At 66.0% G+C, this 19162-nt stretch carries 16 protein-coding genes; 11 read left to right on the top strand and 5 right to left on the bottom strand.

Annotated features, from left to right (window positions below):
* Positions 1-8 precede the first annotated feature (8 nt).
* From FG486_RS01005 to FG486_RS01025, 5 genes are read left to right on the top strand one after another with little or no spacing between them, the layout of a single operon-like run.
* Positions 9-1097 (top strand): LLM class flavin-dependent oxidoreductase, encoded by a 1089-nt coding sequence (locus FG486_RS01005; protein WP_181266101.1) that lies wholly within the window; start codon positions 9-11, stop codon positions 1095-1097.
* Positions 1097-2599: a glycerol-3-phosphate dehydrogenase gene (gene glpD / locus FG486_RS01010; RefSeq protein ID WP_181266102.1), complete on the top strand. Its 1503-nt coding sequence runs from the start codon at positions 1097-1099 to the stop codon at positions 2597-2599. The genes FG486_RS01005 and glpD overlap by 1 nt, the downstream gene beginning before the upstream one ends.
* Positions 2596-3174 carry an NADPH-dependent FMN reductase gene (locus FG486_RS01015; protein ID WP_066282473.1) on the top strand — a complete coding sequence of 193 codons (579 nt, stop codon included), beginning with the start codon at positions 2596-2598 and terminating at the stop codon, positions 3172-3174. The genes glpD and FG486_RS01015 overlap by 4 nt, the downstream gene beginning before the upstream one ends.
* Positions 3171-3785: a 3,4-dihydroxy-2-butanone-4-phosphate synthase gene (locus FG486_RS01020; RefSeq protein WP_181266103.1), complete on the top strand. Its 615-nt coding sequence runs from the start codon at positions 3171-3173 to the stop codon at positions 3783-3785. Before FG486_RS01015 ends, FG486_RS01020 begins: the two co-directional genes overlap by 4 nt.
* Entirely contained in the window at positions 3778-5238 is a 1461-nt protein-coding gene (locus FG486_RS01025) for a glycerol kinase (RefSeq protein ID WP_181266104.1), read from the top strand. The genes FG486_RS01020 and FG486_RS01025 overlap by 8 nt, the downstream gene beginning before the upstream one ends.
* 4 nt (positions 5239-5242) lie before the next feature.
* Here FG486_RS01025 and FG486_RS01030 read toward each other — a convergent pair whose 3' ends face one another.
* The 3 genes from FG486_RS01030 to FG486_RS01040 form a co-directional block, all read right to left on the bottom strand.
* On the bottom strand, positions 5243-6541 hold the full coding sequence (locus FG486_RS01030) for an MFS transporter (RefSeq protein WP_181266105.1): 1299 nt from the start codon (positions 6539-6541) through the stop codon (positions 5243-5245).
* Positions 6542-6598: 57 nt separating this feature from the next.
* Positions 6599-7414: a 2-keto-4-pentenoate hydratase gene (locus tag FG486_RS01035; protein WP_181266106.1), complete on the bottom strand. Its 816-nt coding sequence runs from the start codon at positions 7412-7414 to the stop codon at positions 6599-6601.
* 81 nt (positions 7415-7495) lie between these two features.
* Positions 7496-8998 (bottom strand): UxaA family hydrolase, encoded by a 1503-nt coding sequence (locus FG486_RS01040; protein WP_206678352.1) that lies wholly within the window; start codon positions 8996-8998, stop codon positions 7496-7498.
* 166 nt (positions 8999-9164) lie between these two features.
* Here FG486_RS01040 and FG486_RS01045 point away from each other — a divergent pair, with 166 nt between their 5' ends.
* The 5 genes from FG486_RS01045 to FG486_RS01065 all read left to right on the top strand — a co-directional run bounded on the left by FG486_RS01045 (position 9165) and on the right by FG486_RS01065 (position 14282).
* Positions 9165-10181, top strand: a complete 1017-nt coding sequence (locus FG486_RS01045; RefSeq protein ID WP_181266107.1) for a LacI family DNA-binding transcriptional regulator — start codon at positions 9165-9167, stop codon at positions 10179-10181.
* Between the two features lie 128 nt (positions 10182-10309).
* Positions 10310-10948 (top strand): RpiB/LacA/LacB family sugar-phosphate isomerase, encoded by a 639-nt coding sequence (locus tag FG486_RS01050; protein ID WP_181266810.1) that lies wholly within the window; start codon positions 10310-10312, stop codon positions 10946-10948.
* Between the two features lie 28 nt (positions 10949-10976).
* On the top strand, positions 10977-11744 hold the full coding sequence (gene kduD, locus FG486_RS01055; RefSeq protein ID WP_181266108.1) for a 2-dehydro-3-deoxy-D-gluconate 5-dehydrogenase KduD: 768 nt from the start codon (positions 10977-10979) through the stop codon (positions 11742-11744).
* Positions 11729-12751, top strand: a complete 1023-nt coding sequence (locus FG486_RS01060; protein WP_181266109.1) for a sugar kinase — start codon at positions 11729-11731, stop codon at positions 12749-12751. Before kduD ends, FG486_RS01060 begins: the two co-directional genes overlap by 16 nt.
* Positions 12738-14282, top strand: coding sequence for a carboxylesterase/lipase family protein (locus FG486_RS01065; protein ID WP_181266110.1), 1545 nt, complete (start codon positions 12738-12740; stop codon positions 14280-14282). Before FG486_RS01060 ends, FG486_RS01065 begins: the two co-directional genes overlap by 14 nt.
* Here FG486_RS01065 and FG486_RS01070 read toward each other — a convergent pair.
* The gene (locus FG486_RS01070; protein WP_181266111.1) at positions 14215-14670 is read right to left on the bottom strand and encodes a cupin domain-containing protein; all 456 of its coding nucleotides are present in this window, start codon (positions 14668-14670) and stop codon (positions 14215-14217) included. The genes FG486_RS01065 and FG486_RS01070 overlap by 68 nt on opposite strands.
* Complete coding sequence (locus tag FG486_RS01075) at positions 14667-16013, bottom strand: pectate lyase family protein (RefSeq protein ID WP_181266112.1); 1347 nt, start codon at positions 16011-16013, stop codon at positions 14667-14669. The genes FG486_RS01070 and FG486_RS01075 overlap by 4 nt, the downstream gene beginning before the upstream one ends.
* A gap of 251 nt (positions 16014-16264) precedes the next feature.
* Between FG486_RS01075 and FG486_RS01080 the strand changes: the two genes are divergently transcribed.
* On the top strand, positions 16265-19156 hold the full coding sequence (locus tag FG486_RS01080; RefSeq protein ID WP_082750996.1) for a TonB-dependent receptor: 2892 nt from the start codon (positions 16265-16267) through the stop codon (positions 19154-19156).
* The last annotated feature ends 6 nt before the right edge of the window (positions 19157-19162 follow it).

Here is a 19162-nt window from a genome sequence, read left to right on the forward strand (position 1 = left end):
GAGCCAAGATGGCTGAACAGAATTGCGAAATCGCCTGGTTTTCGGCGCTGTGCGACGATGACTATGAGTTCCTGGGCGTTCCCGACCCCTATCTGCAGTCGAGCTGGGAGCATTGCCGCAACATCGTGCTGCGCGCCGAGGAAGGTGGGTTCGACAACATCCTGCTGCCGTCGGGCTACTCGCTCGGGCTCGATACCACCGCGTTCGCCGCGGCTGTCGCCACCCAGGTCCGCCGCATCAAGCTGCTCTGGGCGACGCGCATGGGCGAGGACTGGCCGCCGCAGCTCGCCCGCCGCATCGCGACGCTCGACCGCATTCTCGGTCCCAACGCTTCGGGTACCGGCGGACGGCTGAACGTCAACATCATCTCGTCCGACATGCCGGGCGAGAAGATCGAATCCGGCCCCCGCTATGCCCGGGCGACCGAGATCATGAAGATCGTCCGCACCCTGCTCAACGGCGAGGCGCTCGACTTCCAGGGCGATTTCTTCAAGCTGAAGCTCGATCCGCCGCGGATAACCACATTGTCCGGCAAATGCCCCGCCTTCTATTTCGGCGGCCTCAGCCACGAGGCACGCGAATGCGCCGCCGAGGCGTGCGACGTCTATCTGATGTGGCCCGACACGATGGACAAGGTGCGCGAGAACATCGCCGACCTGAAGGCGCGCGCCGCCAAATACGGCCGCACGCTCAAGTTCGGCTATCGCGTGCACGTCATCGTCCGCGAAACCGAGGACGAGGCACGCGCCTATGCCGACCGGCTGCTCTCCAAGCTCGATGACGAAGCCGGCAAGGCGATCCGCGAAAAGTCGCTCGATGCGAAGAACTACGGCGTGCAGCGCCAGCAGGAACTGCGCGGCGCGGCCGATGGCGACGGCTTTGTCGAGGAGAATCTGTGGACCGGCATCGGTCGCGCCCGTTCGGGCTGCGGCGCTGCGATCGTCGGCACGCCCGATCAGGTTCTCGCCAAGCTGCGCGCCTATCAGGCCGAAGGCATCGAGGCGTTCATCCTCTCAGGCTATCCGCATGTGCAGGAAGCCGATATGTTCGCCCGCTACGTATTGCCGCACATCCAGCACGGGCCGCTCGAGATTTGATGGACCAGACGCCGCATCCTGACGCCGATCTGTTCGACGTCGCCGTGATCGGCGGCGGCGTCAACGGCACCGGCATTGCGCGCGATGCCGCCGGGCGCGGCGCACGGGTGCTGCTGCTCGAGGCGCAGGATCTGGCGAGCGGCACCTCGTCCAATTCGAGCAAGCTGATCCATGGTGGCCTCCGCTATCTGGAGCATTACGAGTTCGGCCTGGTGCGCGAGGCGCTGGGCGAGCGCGAGATCCTCTGGGGCATCGCGCCGCACATCATCTGGCCGATGCGGTTCGTGCTCCCCTGGGTCAAGGGTCTGCGGCCGCGCTGGCTGCTTCGGCTCGGGCTGTTCCTCTACGACCATATCGGCGCGCGCAAGCTGCTGCCCGCGACCGAGACGATTCGGCTCGACCGGCACCCTGCGGGCAACCCACTCAAGCCCGAATTCGTGCATGGCTTCGTCTATTCCGACGGCTGGGTCGATGATGCGCGGCTCGTCGTGCTCAACGCCCGAGATGCCGCCGATCGTGGCGCCGAGGTGCATACGCGCTGCCCGGTGACGAAGCTGGAGCGCGTCGGCGATCACTGGCACATCGAGACGCCGCAAGGCGATTTCACTGCGCGCTCGATCATCAACGCCGCCGGCCCCTCGGTGCTCGGCATCCTCGGCAAGTCGGGCGAGCAGCCCAAACAGTCGATCCGCCTGGTGCGCGGATCGCATATCGTGGTGCGCAAGCTGTTCGATCACCCGCACCCTTATTTCTTCCAGCTGCCCGATGGCCGGATCTTCTTCGCCATCCCCTATGAACAGGATTTCACGTTGATCGGCACCACCGATCGCGACCAGCAGCCGGACGAACCGATCGTCGCGAGCGAGGAGGAAATCACCTATCTGTGCGAGGGCGCGAGCCGCTTCTTTGCGAAGCCAGTGACACCCGCCGATGTCGTGTGGACCTATTCGGGCGTGCGCCCCCTGGTCGATGACGGGTCGGGCAAGCCCGAAGCGGCGACGCGCGGCTATCGCTTCGACCTGACGGAGGAGCATGAGGGCGCGCCGATGCTCTCGGTCTTCGGGGGCAAGATCACCACGTTCCGTACCTTGAGCCAGGAAGCGGTCGACAAGCTCGCCAGCCGCGTCCCGGCCTTGCGCGGTGACCATTGGACGCATTCCAAGCCGCTGCCTGGTGGCGAATTCGGCGTGCACGATGTTGCGCAGCAAATCGCTGGTCTGCGGGCGCGTTATTCCTTCCTCGAAGCAGCCTGGGCCGAGCGGCTGATCCGCACCTATGGCACCATGGCAGCGCGCTTTCTGGGCGATGCCAGGACGCTCGCCGATTGCGGCGAGCATTTCGGCCATGGCCTGACCGAGGCAGAAGTGCGGCACCTTATCGAGAACGAATGGGCCATGACCGCCGAGGACATATTGTGGCGCCGCACCAAGCTGGGCCTGCATCTCTCGGCCGATCAGCAGGCCGCCCTTGAACGCTTTTTCCAGAAGGAACCCGTAGCATGACACCCCGCATCGTCGCGATTGGCGGCACCGTATCCATCGGCAGCACCACCGAGCTGGCGCTGCGCACCGCGATGGCCAGCGCCGCCGCGCACGGGGCCGAGGTGCAGCTGTTCGACGGGGCCTATCTCGCCGCGCTCCCGCATTACCGCAGCAGCGCCCATGCTGGAGCCGAAGGCCGCGAAATGGTCGAGGCTGTCCGCGCCGCCGATGGCGTGCTGCTCGCAGCTCCCGGCTATCACGGCACGATTTCGGGGCTGGTCAAGAATGCGCTTGATTATCTCGAGGACCTGTCGAAGGACACGCGCCCCTATCTCGACGGCCGGGCGGTCGGGCTGATCGCCACGGCTTATGGCGACCAGGCAACCATGAGCACGATGCAGACGCTGCGCAGCATCGTCCATGCGCTGCGCGGCTGGCCGACGCCGATGGGCGCGACGATCCGCACCTATCCCGGCCTGTTCTCGCCCGATGGCGAGTGTCTTGATGATCGCGCGCGGATGCAGCTCGACATGGTCGGGCAGCAGGTCGTGCAGGGCGCGACCAGCCTCAGCGCGATGGCGAGGCCCGCCGCATGAGCATCGCAGGCGCGGTGGAGGCCCTCAAACAGGGCAAGGTCATCATCATCACCGGCGACCGCTTCCGCCGGGGCGACATGGATTTCGCCGTCGCCGCGCAGCATGCGACCGCCGAAGCGATCAACTTCATGGCGACGCACGGGCGCGGGCTGATTTGCCTGGCCATGCAGCAGGACCGCGCGATGCGGCTGGGCATCGGGCTGATGAACCCGGGCAAGGACCGGCAATCGGGCAGGCCTTTGGGCCGCTCGATCGAGGCGGCCGAGGGCGTCACCACCGGCATTTCCGCCGCCGACCGTGCGCAGACCGTGAAGGTTGCAGTCGCGCCCGAGGCGACCGCGGATGACATCGTCTCGCCCGGCCATATTTTCCCGCTGATCTGCTCGCCCGGCGGCGTGCAGGAACGCGCGGCGGCTGCCGAAGCCGCGATCGAACTGACGCGCCGCGCGGGTTGCGGCGATGCGGCAGTCATCTGCTCGATCATGCGCGACGATGGCGAGATGGCGCGCCCCGGCGACATTGCCGATCTGGTCGAACGCTTCGAGCTCGAGATCGCGGATATCGGCGATCTGCTCGGCGAGGATGCAGGCACGGAGGCCGCGCATGGCTGACAAGCTGATCTTGGTGCTCGACGAAGGCACGACCTCGACCCGCGCGATGCTCTATACGCTGGCGGGCGAATGGATCGCGACCGAGCAGCACGACATCACGCAATATTATCCGCAGCCCGGCTGGGTCGAACATGATGCGACCGAAATCTGGGAACGCACGCTTGCCTGTGCGCAGGCCATGGTCGCGCGCGCCGGAGGGGCCGAGCGGATCGCCGCGATCGGCGTCACCAACCAGCGCGAGACCGTGGTTGCGTGGGACAAGGCGACCGGCCAGCCGCTGGGCAAGGCGATCGTCTGGCAGGACCGGCGGACCGACGAACAGTGCCAGCAATTGCGCGCGGGCGGCCATGAGGCGGCGGTGCAATCGGCCACCGGGCTGCTGCTCGACCCCTATTTTTCGGCGACCAAGATGGCGTGGATGCTGCGCAACATCGAGGGTGCGGACGCACTGGGCGACCGGCTCGCCTTCGGCACGATCGAAAGCTGGCTGGTGTGGAACCTCACCGGCGGGCTGCACATTTCCGACGTTTCCAACGCCAGCCGCACGAGCCTGCTCGCGCTGACCGGGCAGAGCTGGGACGATGGCCTGTGCGACCTGTTCGGCGTGCCGCGCGCGGCGCTGCCGGAAGTCGTGGCCAGCACCGGCGCGTTCGGAACGACGAAGCCAGAACTGTTCGGCGGCCCGATCCCGATCACGGGTCTGGCGGGTGACCAGCAATCGGCGACCATCGGCCAGGGCTGTTTCGATGTCGGCCAGACAAAGGCGACGCTCGGCACCGGCGCTTTTATCCTGGCGAACATGGGCCAGAACCCGCCGCGATCCGAGCACCGGCTGCTCGGTACCGTATTGTGCGAGGTGAACGGCACGCGCAGCTTCGCGCTCGAAGGATCGGTATTCGTCGCGGGCAGCCTGGTCAAATGGCTGCGCGACAGCATCGGCCTGCTCGGAAATGCGGCAGAGAGCGAGGCGCTGGCGCGTTCCGTTCCGGACAGCGGCGGCGTGGTCGTAGTCCCTGCCCTGTCCGGGCTTGGTGCGCCCTATTGGCTGCCTGATGCACGTGGTTCGATCACCGGGCTCTCGTTCGCGACGACGCGCGCGCATATCGTCCGCGCCTCGCTCGAATCGGTCGCCAATGTGTTCCACGATCTCGGCCGCGCCTTTGGTGCCGATGGCGCGCCGTGGTCGGTGCTGCGGCTGGATGGTGGGATGAGCGCGAACGACTGGATCGCGCAGGATATTGCCGATGTGCTGAATATCCCGTGCGAACGCCCCAGCGATGTCGAGACGACGGCACGCGGGGCGGCGATCCTCGCGGCGATCGGTTCAGGCCATTATGGCTCGCTCGAAGAGGCGCGCGCGATGGTATCGCCCATCCAGACGTTCGACCCGCGAATGGACAGCGCAGCCCGCGACCAGCGCCTCGGCCAATGGACCAAGGCGCTGGCCTGCTGAACGATCAGACCTTGGCCGGAGCCAGCCTGGGGCTGAGCAGGTGCACCACCAGCAGCGCCGCCAGATAGGCGCTGGCGCAGATTGCGAACAGGATTTCATAGCTGCCGGTGCTGTCGAGAATATAACCGGTGAACAGCGCCATCCCCATCCCGCCGAGCGCGCCCACGGTACCGCCGATGCCCACGACCGAGCCCACCGCACCACGCGGGAACACGTCCGACGGCAGGGTATAAAGGTTCGCCGAGAAAGCCTGATGCGCTGCCGTGGCCAGGCCGATGATCAGCACCGCACCCCAGACGCTGTCAATTCCTTGCGCGAACCAGATCGGCGTGACGGCAAGCGCGCAGACCAGCATCGTCGACTTGCGCGCGAAATTGGGGGTCTTGCCCGCCTTGATCAGCCGCGAGGACATCCAGCCGCCGAAGATGGAGCCACCGTCCGAGATCAGATAGATCGCGGCGAGCGGCAGGCCGAAGGTTTTCAGGTCCATATCATAGCGCTCGAACAGATAGCCGGGCAGCCAGAACAGGAAGAACCACCAGATGGGGTCGATCAGGAACTTGCCCAGCGCATAGGCCCAGGTCTCGCGCACGGTGAGCAACTTGGCCCAGCCGATCTTCTCGACCGGGTCTGCCGGGTCCTGCTGGATCCAGGCGAGTTCCCCCGCCGAAACGCTCTTGTGCTCGGTCGGGTGGCGATAGATCGCCCACCACGCGGCCAGCCAGACCAGGCCAAAGATGCCGGTTATATAAAAGGCCTCGCGCCAACCGAACCACAGGACCAGCGCAGGCACGAGCAACGGGGTGATGATCGCGCCGACATTGGCCCCGGCATTGAACAGCCCGATGGCAAAGGCGCGCTCGCGCTGCGGGAACCAGTCGGTCACCGCCTTGATGCCGGCGGGGAAGTTGCCGCTCTCGCCGATGCCGAGGCCGAAGCGCGCGGCGGCGAAGCTGGTGACGCCGGTGGCGAGCCCGTGCGCCATATGCCCGGCGGTCCAGATGACGATCGCGACCGCATAGCCCAACCGCGCCCCGATCACGTCGACAATGCGGCCGAAGCCGATATAGCCGATCGCATAGGCAACCTGGAACCAGAAGACGATCGCGGCAAAGTCGGTCTCGGTCCAGCCGAATTCGGCGACCAAAGTCGGCTTGAGCACGCCGATCATCTGGCGGTCGATATAGTTGATCGCGGTGGCCGCGAACAGCAGGCCGACAATCACCCAGCGATAGCGCCCTGCCCTGCCCGCAGCGGCGTCGAGCGCCTGGGGCCGTGTCGCAGTTGCGGCGGATTCAACCATGTTCAGCTCTCCCAAAGCAGCGCCCGGCCTTTACCGATCCGCCTCCGTTCTGTCCCGTCAGCGTGGTTGCGCCGCCACCACGCGGCAGCGCACATCGCCATGTCCGACAAATTCGGCGCGGAAACTCTGCCCGACCGCAATCTCGTGCACGCCGGTGATCGCACCGGTCGAAACCCATAGCCCCTGCGAAACGTCAAATCCGCGCTGGATAAGGTTCGCCAGCAGAAAGCGCACCGCGCCATAAGGCCCATCGAGCATGGTCGCCGCGGTCGCCTGGCCAACCTCTGCGCCGTCGATCTCGCTGCGCACCAGAATGGCGCACAGATCTACCTCGCGCCAACCGGTCAGCTCTGCACCGAGCACCACGCCGGCATTGTTGCCGAAATCGGACACAGTGACCGCCGGGCCATCCAGATTGATCCGCGCATAAGGCGAGCTGGCAATCTCGATGCCGAGCCGCACATCGTCGAGGATTGCGCGGGTGCCATCATCATCGGTTGGGACCGGGCCGGCAAATCCGGGCGCGACATGCAGCAGGATTTCCGCCTCGCCTGCCGCAAAGCCGCCTTCGAACACTGGCATCTCGGGCTCGGCGCCCGAGGCGGCATCGACGATGCTGTCCGCAAAAATGGGCCCTGAAAGACGGTTTGCGCCCAGCGTGCCGTCGAGCGGCGGATTGATCCGCCCGACCTTCCAGCCCGCCACCGCGCGGCCATCGAAATGGATGGCACGATCCTGAATGGAATAAGCTGTGTCCAGCGCGGCGGGGGCGACGCCCGGATAATCGCTCAGCGCCCTCGCTTCGCGCCGCGCGCTGACAAAGGCCTGCGCCACCGCGTCCACCTGTGCACTGACCTGCAATTCCATCCCCATCCTGTCGTCCTTCTCTCAATTCCGATGCCTAGAGGAAACCGGTGTCATCCGCAAGGGGCGGCGTGTTTGCCGCCCGCTCCTCTAGAGCGTCACACCCTTTTTCCAGATCGCAATCGCTCGCTGCCCTGCCCGCTCTGCCGCCGTCCGTTCGCCGCTGGCGATCGCGATCAACCTGTTCATAAACGCGCGATCGACCGTCTCGACAGTGCCTTCGAGCGCGGCCGAGGCGTCGAAATCAATCCAGTGTTGCTTGCTGGTCGCGAGCGCCCGGTTCGAGGCGATCTTGACCGTCGGCGCGGGAAAACCGAGCGGCGTCCCGCGTCCGGTAGTGAACAGCACCAGCGTCGCCCCTGCGGCGGTCAGCGCGGTCGACGACACTGCGTCGTTGCCCGGCGCTTCGAGCAGCGCGAGTCCGGGCCGGTCAGCTTGCGCTCCATAGGCGATCACGCTGGTGAGCGGCGCGGTCCCGGCCTTCTGCACTGCGCCCGCCGACTTTTCCTCGAGCGTGGTGATGCCGCCTGCGATATTGCCGGGTGAGGGATTTTCTGAGACGGGCAGGCCCTGGTCCAGATAATAGCGCTTGAAGCGGTTCACGAGCGTCGCGGCGGCACCGAAGACCTGTGCGTCGACCGCGCGGTCGAGCAGCGCCTGCTCTGCGCCGAAAATCTCGGGGATCTCGGTCAAAATCGGCGTACCGCCCGCCGCAGCGAGCGTCTCACTGAACCGGCCGAGCAATGGATTGGCGGTAAGCCCGGAAAAGCCGTCGGACCCGCCGCATTTGAGCCCCACGACCAATGCACCCAGCGGCAGCGGTTCGCGCTGCGCCTGCGCTGCCTCGGCCACCATCGCATCGATGATCGCGCCCGCTTCGGCCAGCTCGTCCCCCGCCGCCTGCGACGACAGGCTGCGCACCTTGGCTCGTGCGGACAGCGGGATCGCGTCGATCAGCGCCGCGAGCTGGTTCGATTCGCAGCCCAGTCCCAGCAGAAGCACGCCCGCCGCATTGGGATGCGCCGCCAGCCCTGCCAGCAGCGCGCGCGTGCCCGCCAGGTCGTCGCCGAGCTGCGAACAGCCGTGCGGATGCGGATAGGCAATGATGCCGTCGATCTTCCCGGCGCTGATCAGCGCGGCATGACGCTGCTCCGCCGATCGCGCGATCTGCTCGGCCGTCAAAGCGACACAGCCTACCGTCGGCAATATCCAGATCTCGTTGCGCGTGGCTGCACGGCCATCCGCGCGGCGATAGCCCTGCCAGACCGGCTCTTCGTCAAAGGTTGCGGCCCCGGTCGAAAGCGAAGCCCGGCCTGGCACATACTGCTCCTCGCCCACAAGCGCGGTCACCAGATTGTGGCTATGGACATGCTCGCCCGGTGCGATCGCGGCTGAGGCACGGCCGATCGGCAGGCCGTATTTCACCACGCGGTCGCCTGCCCGATGGGCCTTGAGCGAAAATTTGTGCCCTTGGGGAATGTCCTGGGCGAGTACATGACTGGCCCCCGCCAGAGCCACCTGTTCGCCCGCACGTAACGGACGCAATGCCACTGCCACCGTGTCTGCGGCGTGCACCTGCATCGCATCGGACATGTGGTGTTTCCCCTCGCGTCACGACTCTGGAACGGTCGTTCCGGATAGGCATAGCGCTATGGTAACCGGTGTCAATCCCGCCGGGATTGCGTTTGACGCAAACATGTGGCTAGGAAGTGCCTTGCACTGACACCGGTGTAGCATCGCGAATGGGGGCAAGACGGACGTGGCCAGGGCAAAGGACGGCAAGCCGACAATCAACGATGTGGCCCGTCTGGCCGGAGTGTCGAAGAAGACGGTGAGCCGCGTCATCAACCGTTCCCCGCTGCTGAATGCGCAAACGCGCGAAAAGGTCGAGGCGGTGATTGCTGAACTCGGCTATGTGCCCAATCCGCAGGCGCGCGCGCTGGCGCTGCGCCGCAATTTCCTGATCGGGCTGATCCACGACAACCCCAATGCGCAGATGGTGCTGGGCGTACAGGAGGGCATATTGTCGGCGATCCGCGATACCGAATTCGCGCTGGTCGTCCGCCCGGTCAACCGCCGCTCGCCCGACATGCTCGACGATGTGCGCACGTTTCTGGACCAGCAGCGGCTGTTCGGCGTGCTGCTCCTCCCGCCGATTTCGGAAAATGACGCGCTCGCCCAACTGTGCGACGAACTAGGCGTCACCTATGTCCGGATGGGGTCGGTGCGGCTGGACGAGGACGTGCACATGGTCGCGTCGAACGACCGCGAGGCCGTCGCCAAGGCCGTGGGCTATCTGATCGGCCAGGGGCATCGTCGCATCGGATTCGTCGCAGGCCCCGAAGGCTTCCGTTCTGCCGCAGAGCGCGCGCTGGGCTATCGCGACGCGCTCGATAGCGCAGGCGTTGCCATCGACGAGACGATCATGGCCGAGGGCAACTATACTTTCGAGACCGGGATCGCCGCGGGAGAAAAGCTGCTCGCCGCCTCGCCTCGCCCCAGCGCAATTTTCGCCAGCAACGACGAGATGGCCGCCGGTGTGCTGCACGCCGCGCGCAGCATCGGCATGTCGGTGCCCGAGGACCTGTCGATCATCGGCTTCGACGATACGGCGATCGCCGCGCACATCTGGCCACCGCTGACCACGGTGCGCTGGCCGATCCAGGCGATGGCCAAGGCCGCTGCGATCAAGCTGATCGATCCGGTCGAGGCGCGCGATCAGCCATCCCATTTCCTGTCCGACCTGATCGAGCGCGCCTCCGTCGCACCGCTCTGAACCAATCCAACCACCCCGCAATAGAGCTTGCACCGATCAATGACACCGGTTACCAAGCGAGCCAATATTCCCCCGAACCCAATCGGGCCGGACTCGCCGAGCACCGCCGCCCGGACAGGAGAGACATGATGAAGATCGCCCTGATCACCGAGAACAGCCAGGCCGCCAAGAACGGCATCATCCACGAGGCGCTGACCGATATCGCGCTGCCGCTGGGGCACGAGGTGTTCAACTACGGCATGTACACCGCCGAGGATTCGGCCTCGCTGACCTATGTCATGAACGGCCTGCTCGCAGGCATCCTGCTCAATTCGGGCGCGGCGGATTTCGTCGTCACCGGCTGCGGCACCGGCATGGGATCGATGCTGGCGTGCAACGCGATGCCCGGCGTGTTCTGCGGGCTGGTGATCGACCCGACCGATGCGTTCCTGTTCGGCCAGATCAACGACGGCAACGCGATCTCGATGCCCTATGCCAAGGGCTTTGGCTGGGCGGCGGAGCTCAATCTGCGCGATTGCTATGCCAAGCTGTTCGACGGCGAGCGCGGTCTGGGCTATCCCAAGGAGCGCGCCGCGATCATGGCCAAGAACCGCGGCATCCTGAAGGACCTCAAGGCCGCGAGCTGCCATGACATGCTCACGGTGCTGAAGACGGTCGACCAGGATCTGCTCAAGGCGGCGATCGCTGGTGAGAAGTTCGCCGAACTGTTCTATGCCAATTGCCAGGACGAGGCGATCGCCGACTATCTGCGCGGCCTTTCGGCCTGATCGACCCGGCCGACAGGGGAGCGGAACCATGAGCCTATTCGACCTTTCGGGCCGCGTCGCGGTGGTAACCGGCGCCAATACCGGCATCGGCCAGGGCATCGCACTGGCACTGGCCGAGGCGGGCGCAGACATCGCCGCTGTCGGCCGCACGCCTGCCGAGGAGACCGCCGCCAAGGTGCGCGCGCTGGGCCGCCGGTGCGAGCTTGTCTCGGCGGATCTCGGCACCATCGCTCCGGTCCAGGCCGTGGTCGACCAGGTGCTCGAAGCGCTGGGCGGGCTCGATATCCTGGTCAACAATGCCGGCATCATCCGCCGTGCCGATGCGGTCGACTTTACCGCGGAAGATTGGGACGCGGTGGTCGACACCAACCTCAAGTCGGTGTTCTTCCTCAGCCAAGCGGCAGGCCGTCACATGATCGCTCAGCGCGAGGCAACGGGGCGGCGCGGCAAGATCATCAACATCGCCTCGATGCTGAGCTTCCAGGGCGGCATCCGCGTGCCGAGCTATACCGCGAGCAAGAGCGGCGTTGCCGGGCTTACCAAGCTGCTCGCCTGCGAATGGGCGGCCAAGGGCGTGAACGTCAACGCGATCGCGCCCGGCTATATCGCCACCAACAACACCGCCGCTCTGCAGGCCGACGAGACGCGCAACCGCCAGATCATGGAGCGCATTCCCGAAGGCCGCTGGGGCGATCCTGCCGATATCGGCGGCGCGGCGGTGTTCCTGGCGAGCAGCGCTGCAGACTATGTCCAGGGCCATGTGCTCGCGGTCGATGGCGGATGGCTCGCGCGGTGACGGGGCCGGTCGTCTGCTTCGGCGAGATGCTGCTGCGCCTCTCGCCGCCCGGCGTGCGGATGATGGTGCAGTCGCAGAGCCTCGACATGGTGGTGGGCGGCGCGGAGGCCAATGTCGCCGCCGCGCTCGCCGCGCTCGGCCACGAGACGCGGATGGTGACGCTGTTGCCCAGCTCGCCGCTGGGCGACAAGGCCAAGGCCGAGCTTGGCGCGGCGGGCGTGGACACGCGCTTCATCGGGCGCGCACCCGGTCGCATGGGCCTCTATTTCCTCGAGCCCGGCGCGGGCCTGCGCCCCTCCTCGATCACCTATGACCGCGCAGGCTCGGCCTTTGCGCTGGCCGGGCCCGAGGCGCTGAACCTGAAGGGCGCGCTCGAAGGTGCCGCGCTGCTCCACATGTCGGGCATTACGCCCGCGCTCGGCCCTGGCGGCGTCGCGCTGGCCGAGGCTGCGGTGACCGCCGCGCAGGAGGCGGGCGTGCCGATCTGTTTCGACGGCAATTACCGCGCATTGCTCTGGGACGCGTGGGACAGCGATCCGCGCGCGATCCTGACCCGGCTGGTGGGCTCGGCCAAGGTGCTCATCGGCAACCATCGCGACATCTCGCTGCTGCTCGGCAAGACCTTTTCCGGCGACGGCGCGGAACGGCGGCGCGAGGCGGTCGAGGCCGCGTTCGATGCCTTTCCGAATCTCGAGCTAGTCGCATCGACCGCGCGCCATGTCGTCAGCAGCGATCATCACCGCATCGCCGCGCGCGTCGACACCCGCGCATCCAAGCACCAGACCGCCGAGATCGAGGTGACCGGCATCGTCGACCGCATCGGCACCGGCGATGCCTTTGCGGCGGGTGTGCTGCACCAGTATCTGCACGGCGGCAACGCGCAAGCCATGGCCGAATGCGGGCTGGCGCTCGCCGCGCTCAAGCACAGCCTGCCCGGCGATTTCTGCCTGATCGGACCCGCCGAGCTTGCCGCTTTCTCGGCGCAAGGCGGCGATGTACGGCGTTGAACTGACGCGCCGCGCGCTGATCGGAAGCGGCGCGGCGCTGATCGCGGCCCCTGGCCTCGCCCGCTCTGCCGACCCGCGCGTCGGTCGCTATACTGGCCTGCGCGAGAATGGCGTGCTTGCGTTCAAGGGCATCCGCTATGGCCGCGCCGAACGCTTTGCGCCGCCATCGCCCGAGCCCTGGGACGGCCCCGCCCTTCGCGCGCAGCAATTCGGGCCGATCGCCCCGCAGCGCGGCAATCCCGACCTTCCCCAATCAGAAGACTGCCTGTTGCTCAACGTCTGGACGCCCGAGGCGAACCCAAAGGCCAAGCGCGCGGTGATGGTCTATTTCCATGGCGGCGCGTACAGCAACGGCACCGTCACCGATCCACTGACGCATGGCCACCGGCTCGCGCCGCAGGGCGATGTCGTGGTGGTCACGGTCAATCAGCGGCTCAACGCCTTCGGCTATGCCTGGCTAAAGCCCTTTGGTCCGCGCTTTGCCGATAGCGGCAATCTGGGCCAGCTCGACCTGATCCTCGCGCTGCAATGGGTGCGGGATCACATCGCCAGTTTCGGCGGCGATCCGGCGCGGGTGATGGTGTTCGGCCAGTCGGGTGGCGGAGCGAAGATCGCGACATTGATGGCGATGCCGGCGGCACGCGGCCTGTTCCATAGCGCAGCGACGATGAGCGGGCAGCAGGTCACCGCGAGCGGCCCCGGCAATGCCTGGAAACGGACGCAAGCGCTGATGGCGGCGATGAAGCTCGCGCCCGATGACGTCGAGGGGCTGCGCACCGCGCCTGCCAGGGCCATCGTCGACGCGCTCACGGCCACCGATCCGGTGATCGGCGGGCCAGTCTATTTCGGGCCGGTGCTCGACATGACCAACCTGCCGCGCCACCCGTTCTGGCCCGTTGCCGCGCCGCAATCGCTCGCCATCCCGATGATCCTCGGCAACACCGCTCAGGAAACGCGCGCGTTCATCGACCCAAAGGGGCCGAAGCTCGAGGGGCTCGACTGGAGCAACATCGCACCGCGCATCGCTGCCGAGGTGAAGATCGATCTCGACCCCGAATGGGTCGTCGCCCGCTATCGCACGCAGTTCCCCGATTGGTCGCCCGAGCGACTGTTCTACGCGGCGACTACGGCGGGCCGGTCCTGGCCCGGCCAGGTCATCGAGGCGGATGAGCGTGCCAAGGCAGGCGCGAAAGCGACATGGGTCTACCAGCTCGACCGCCCCTCGCCGATCGATCCTGCGCGCGGTGCGGCGCATACCGACGACATTCCCTATGTCTTCGGCACATTGGATGCGCCGGGCAGCTATAGCGGCACCGACGCGCGCGCGCAGGCGACGCGCGACCTGATAATGAAGGCCTTCACTGGCCTCGCCAAGACCGGCAAACCTGGGCTGGAGAGCTGGTCTCCCTACACCCTGCCCGACCGCGCGACCCTGGTTGTCGGCGATGGCGCGGCGGCGCTCGTCAACGATCCCCGTCGGTTCGAGCGGGAGCTGTGGGCGACGGGGCCGTACATTCAGCCGGGCAGCTGACCGGTTCCTTGACCGGATAGGCGATGACCAGCGCGAGCGGCCTGTCGCCCCGCTGCCAGATGCCGACCACCGCGCCATCGTAGAGATAGGCGGTCATGCCGGGCCTGAGCGTCGCGCGCTGGCCGTCCGAGACCACCTCGCCCTCGCCGTCGAGCACATAATAGACCTCGTCATGCGCGATAGGATGTTCGCCGATCGCCGCACCGATATCGAGCGTGCGGCGGCGGAATTCCATGCGGCGCGGCTGCGGCACATGGTCGCTGATCCGCCAGGCGGTGCTCATCCCGATCGCGCCATGCGGCGGCGGCTCGCGCTTGACCGTATCGAGCTCGTCGACGATCGCCATGGGCGGCGCAGCAGCGAGCAGCAGGGCGATGAGCGCGCTCATGGCTGGGTCGTCCGCATCTGCTGATCGCGTGTCGAAAGACGCTCCTGCGCCCCGCCCTTCTGGCCGGGATAGCGACCCGATTTCGGCGTCATCGTCTCGAGATCCCAATCGGCCTCGCTGAACGGGGCGAAGGTCGCCACCGGCGCGGGATAGCCGCCGACCTCGCTCTCGTCGTCGATGATGTCGCCGCGGCCTTCCGCGACGAAGAACAGCACGCGGATGTCATCGGGCGCGCGGTCCCAGGGACGCGCCCCTGCGGTCTGCAGCAGCGATGTCTCGACCTCGCCCGAGGGCAGCACGGCATAGGCATCGATCCGCGCAAGCGGCGCCTTGGCGGTGATCAGCTTTGCGCGCGTCTCGCCATAGCGGCCGAACTGGGGCAGCGGATTGCCGTGGCGATCGACCGCGCGATTGTCCTTGCCGAAATAGGCCAGGTCCCCGTCGCCGCCGAGCATCAGGAACGGGAGGCCTTCATTGGTGTCGTTGCCGCCACGCATGACATTGCCGATGGCGGTGATCTCGCCGGTGACATATTCATGCCCCTGCCATTCGAGATTCATCAGGTTGTAGTGCACCGCGCGGTGGCCGGGATTGTAGATCAGGTTGTTGATCATCGCCACCTGCGCGCCGCCCTTGACCAGCGGCGAGCGCTCGACATTGTGCGCCCAGACATTGCGGTAAAATATTATATTCGTTGCATTATCGTGGATCAGCGAGCCCTTGCTGTGCTCGCCCTTGGGGTGGCTCGAAACGGCCAGGCCCTCCGCCGCCAGATTGTCGCGGAACACGATATGGTGGCTGGTGCCCGCGCGCCATTGCTCGACCGTGTCGCCGGTGAAACGCGGGCCCGAAGCGGACATGTTCTCGTCCACGCCCCAGAGAAAGCTGCAATGCTCGACCACGACATTGTGCGCGGCGACCGTGGAGAAGGAATCGGCCTCCCAGCCCGACATGCGCGCCTGACCATCCGCGCCGGTCATCACGCGGATGTGCGAGACGACGACGTCGTGCGTGCGCAAATCAATGCCACCCTTGATGATCGTGATGCCCGGCGAAGGCGCGGTCTGGCCGGCGATAGTGAGATAGGGCTCGCTGATCTCCAGCGTGCTGCGCCCGAGGTCGATCACCCCGCCGACCTCGAACACGACGGTGCGCGGCCCCTTGGCGGCGAGTGCCTCGGCCAGCGATCCCGGACCCGATTTGGCGAGTGTGGTGACGCGGATGATTCGCCCCCCTGCCCCGCCTTTCGTTGGATCGCCCGGGTGCGGCTCGGCGGCGGCGTGGCTCAGGCTGGCCAGGGCAAAAGCCCCGATTATCGCGGCTTTATGCAAGGTCTTGCGCATGGTTTCTCTCCCGTTGCCATGGTTATTGACAGAGCCGCAGCGAGAGGGCAATACATAATGACACCGGTTACCTTGGACGGTCAGCCTCACTGGCACGCTCCATGGATCATCGGAAAGAACAGCGATGCCCGCTCCGGCGAGGCCTCGGAAGTCGGGAGTCAGGGTGTCAGGGCGTATCGGATGCATGCTGCATCTTCTCCTTTGACACCGGTAGCAATTGCCTGAAATAAGGCGATCAGGAGGGGACAGACATGCGCCGTCAGAACACGCACCGGGCAACCGGCCATTCCATTTTCAAGGCGGCACTGCTCGCAGGGTGCGCGCTGGCCGCGACCAGCACCGCGCAGGCGCAGGTCGCCGAGGGCGAACAACCGACCACCGTCGAGGACGAAGCTCCGGCTGCGGACGAGATCGTCGTCACCGGCTTTCGCCAGTCGCTCGAAGCCGCGATCAACCTGAAGCGGACCTCGGTCGGCGCGATCGACGCGATCGTCGCCGAGGATATCGCCAAGTTCCCCGACCAGAACCTCGCGGAATCGCTGCAGCGCATCCCCGGCATCTCGATCACCCGTGACGCCGGCGAAGGCCGCGCGATCACCGTGCGCGGTCTGTCGAGCCAGTTCACCCGCGTCCGCGTCAACGGCCTCGAAACCGTCGCGACATCGACCGATGGCGCTTCGGCCAACCGCGACCGCGCGTTCGACTTCAACGTGTTCGCCTCGGAGCTGTTCAGCTCGATCGTTGTGCACAAGACCGCCGAGGCGAGCCTCGACGAAGGCTCGCTGGGTGCGGTGGTCGATCTCAACACCGGCAACCCGCTTGCGGCCAAGGCGGGCTTTACGGCGGTGGGCTCGGCTGTGGTCAGCTATAACGACCTGTCCGAATATGCCGGCCCGCGCCTCGCAGGGCTGCTGAGCTGGCGTAACGATGCCGGCACCTTCGGCGTGTCGCTTTCCGCGGCCTATCAGAAGACCCAGGTGCTCGAGCTCGGCAACAACACCGTGCGCTGGGCGCAGGCGCGCTTCGACTCGGTCAACGGCACCCCCTGCTTCCAGCAGAGTGCGACGAACACGACCCCGGTCCGCAACGCTGGAGGCGTCTATGTGAATGGCCGCAACGCGGCTTGCGACCAGGCGGCGTTGTCCTTCCACCCGCGCATCCCGCGCTATGGCGAGGTGAAGCACGATCGCGAGCGTCTGGGCATTACCGGATCGATCCAGTTCGCGCCGACCGACATGACCAAGTTCTCCATCGACGGTCTGTTCTCGCGCTTCAACAGCGACCGGCGCGAGCGCTGGGGTGAGGTGCTGTTCCGCTCGAACGAGCGCTCGATCGACGTCATCAACCCGGTGTACGACGCCAACAACAACATGATCAGCGGCACGTTCAACGATGCCTGGGTCCGCACCGAACACTATCTGCGCGAAAGCACCACCGAATTCTATCAGGTCGGCGGCACCTGGGATCAGGACCTGTCGGACAGCTTCCGCTTCACGCTGCTGGGCGGCATCTCGAAATCGACCGCCGACATCCCGGTGGAAACGACCATCGTGTTCGATGACCGCGATGCGCAGGGCTATAGCTACGACTATACCGACATGAAGCGTCCGAAGCTGACCTTCGGCACCAGCGTCACCGATCCGGCCGTGTTCCAGCTCGCCGAAATCCGCGACCGTCCCTCCGAGATCGTCAACCAGTTCAAGACCGCGCAGCTGCGCACCGAATGGGACGTCACCGAAGACTTCACGGTCAAGGCGGGCGTGATGTGGCGCCGGTTCGAATTCGACACCGTGGCGTTCACCCGCGATACCGCGGTCTGCGGCAATGGCGGCCTGGACCGAGTGCTGGGCACGATCACCTGCTCGCCCACCAGCCTGTTCGGCCCGACCGCCGTCTATGGCTTCCCGGTGACGGCGCAGCTTTCCGAGCTGTTCCAACTGGGCAATGCCGGTCAACCGGCGGGCAATACGAACAGCTGGCTGGTCCCCAATCTCGATGCGACCACCGAATTCACCAAGCTGTACAGCCGCCCGCTGGCGCTGGACGCGGGCAACAATCGCGGCGTGCAGGAAACCACCAAGGGCGGCTATCTGCAGTTCGACGCCAAGGGCGACATTTTCGGACTGGAATATGCGTTCAACGGCGGCATCCGCTATGTGAAGACCGAACAGTCGTCCTACGGCCTGGTCGGCGCGGTGGAAGCGACGATCGAGCGCAGCTATGACGACTGGCTGCCCTCGGCCAATATCGCCTTCTTCCCGACGCAGAACCTGATCATCCGTGCTGCTGCGGCAGAGGTGATCACCCGCCCGACGCTCGGCTCGCTGACTCCCGGCGGTTCGGCTGACGGCTTCAACTTCCGCGTCAACAGCGGCAACCCGTTCCTCGAGCCGTTCCGCGCGACGAACTATGACCTCGCGATCGAATGGTATTTCGCACCTCAGGCGCTGCTCTCGATCGCCGGGTTCATCAAGAACGTGGACAGCTTCACCCAGACAGCGGCGATCACCGAGGCAACCTTCGCGCAGACCGGCCTGCCGGTTTCGGTGCTCAACCCCTCCTCGCCTGCCGCTCTCAACCCGGCGCTGCTGACGCAGCCGATCTGGACGCTGACCACTCCGGTCAACGGCACCGGTGCGAAGCTCAAGGGCGTGGAAATCGCCGCGCAGATCCCGTTCAGCGCCTTTACCGACGGGTTCTTCGGCAATTTCGGGATCCTTGCCAACGCGACGTTCATCGACAGCAATGCCGATTTCATCGTGCAGGGTCCGGCCACCACGCCCGGTGGCGCGCTGGTCAACGTGACCCGCAGGGCAGCGCTCGCCAACGTTTCGAAGCGTTCCTACAACGGTACCTTCTATTATGACGACGGCAAGTTCTCGGCGCGCGTGATGGGCACCTATCGCAGCCGCTGGCACGAAGGCGCGAGCGGCACCGGAAACATTCTCGAGGGCTTTGGCAGCCAGTTCAACCTCGACGCCTCGATCCGGTACAAGTTCACCGAATGGCTCGAAGTCTCGCTGGAAGGCAACAACCTGACCGACACCTATCGCTATCGCTTTACCGATTTCGATGCGGACCGGAACTACGAGAACAACCATTTCGGCCGCACCTTCTTCCTTGGTGCGCGCTTCAAATACTGATCACAA

Source organism: Blastomonas ursincola (genome assembly GCF_013607875.1).
GTDB lineage: Bacteria > Pseudomonadota > Alphaproteobacteria > Sphingomonadales > Sphingomonadaceae > Blastomonas > Blastomonas ursincola.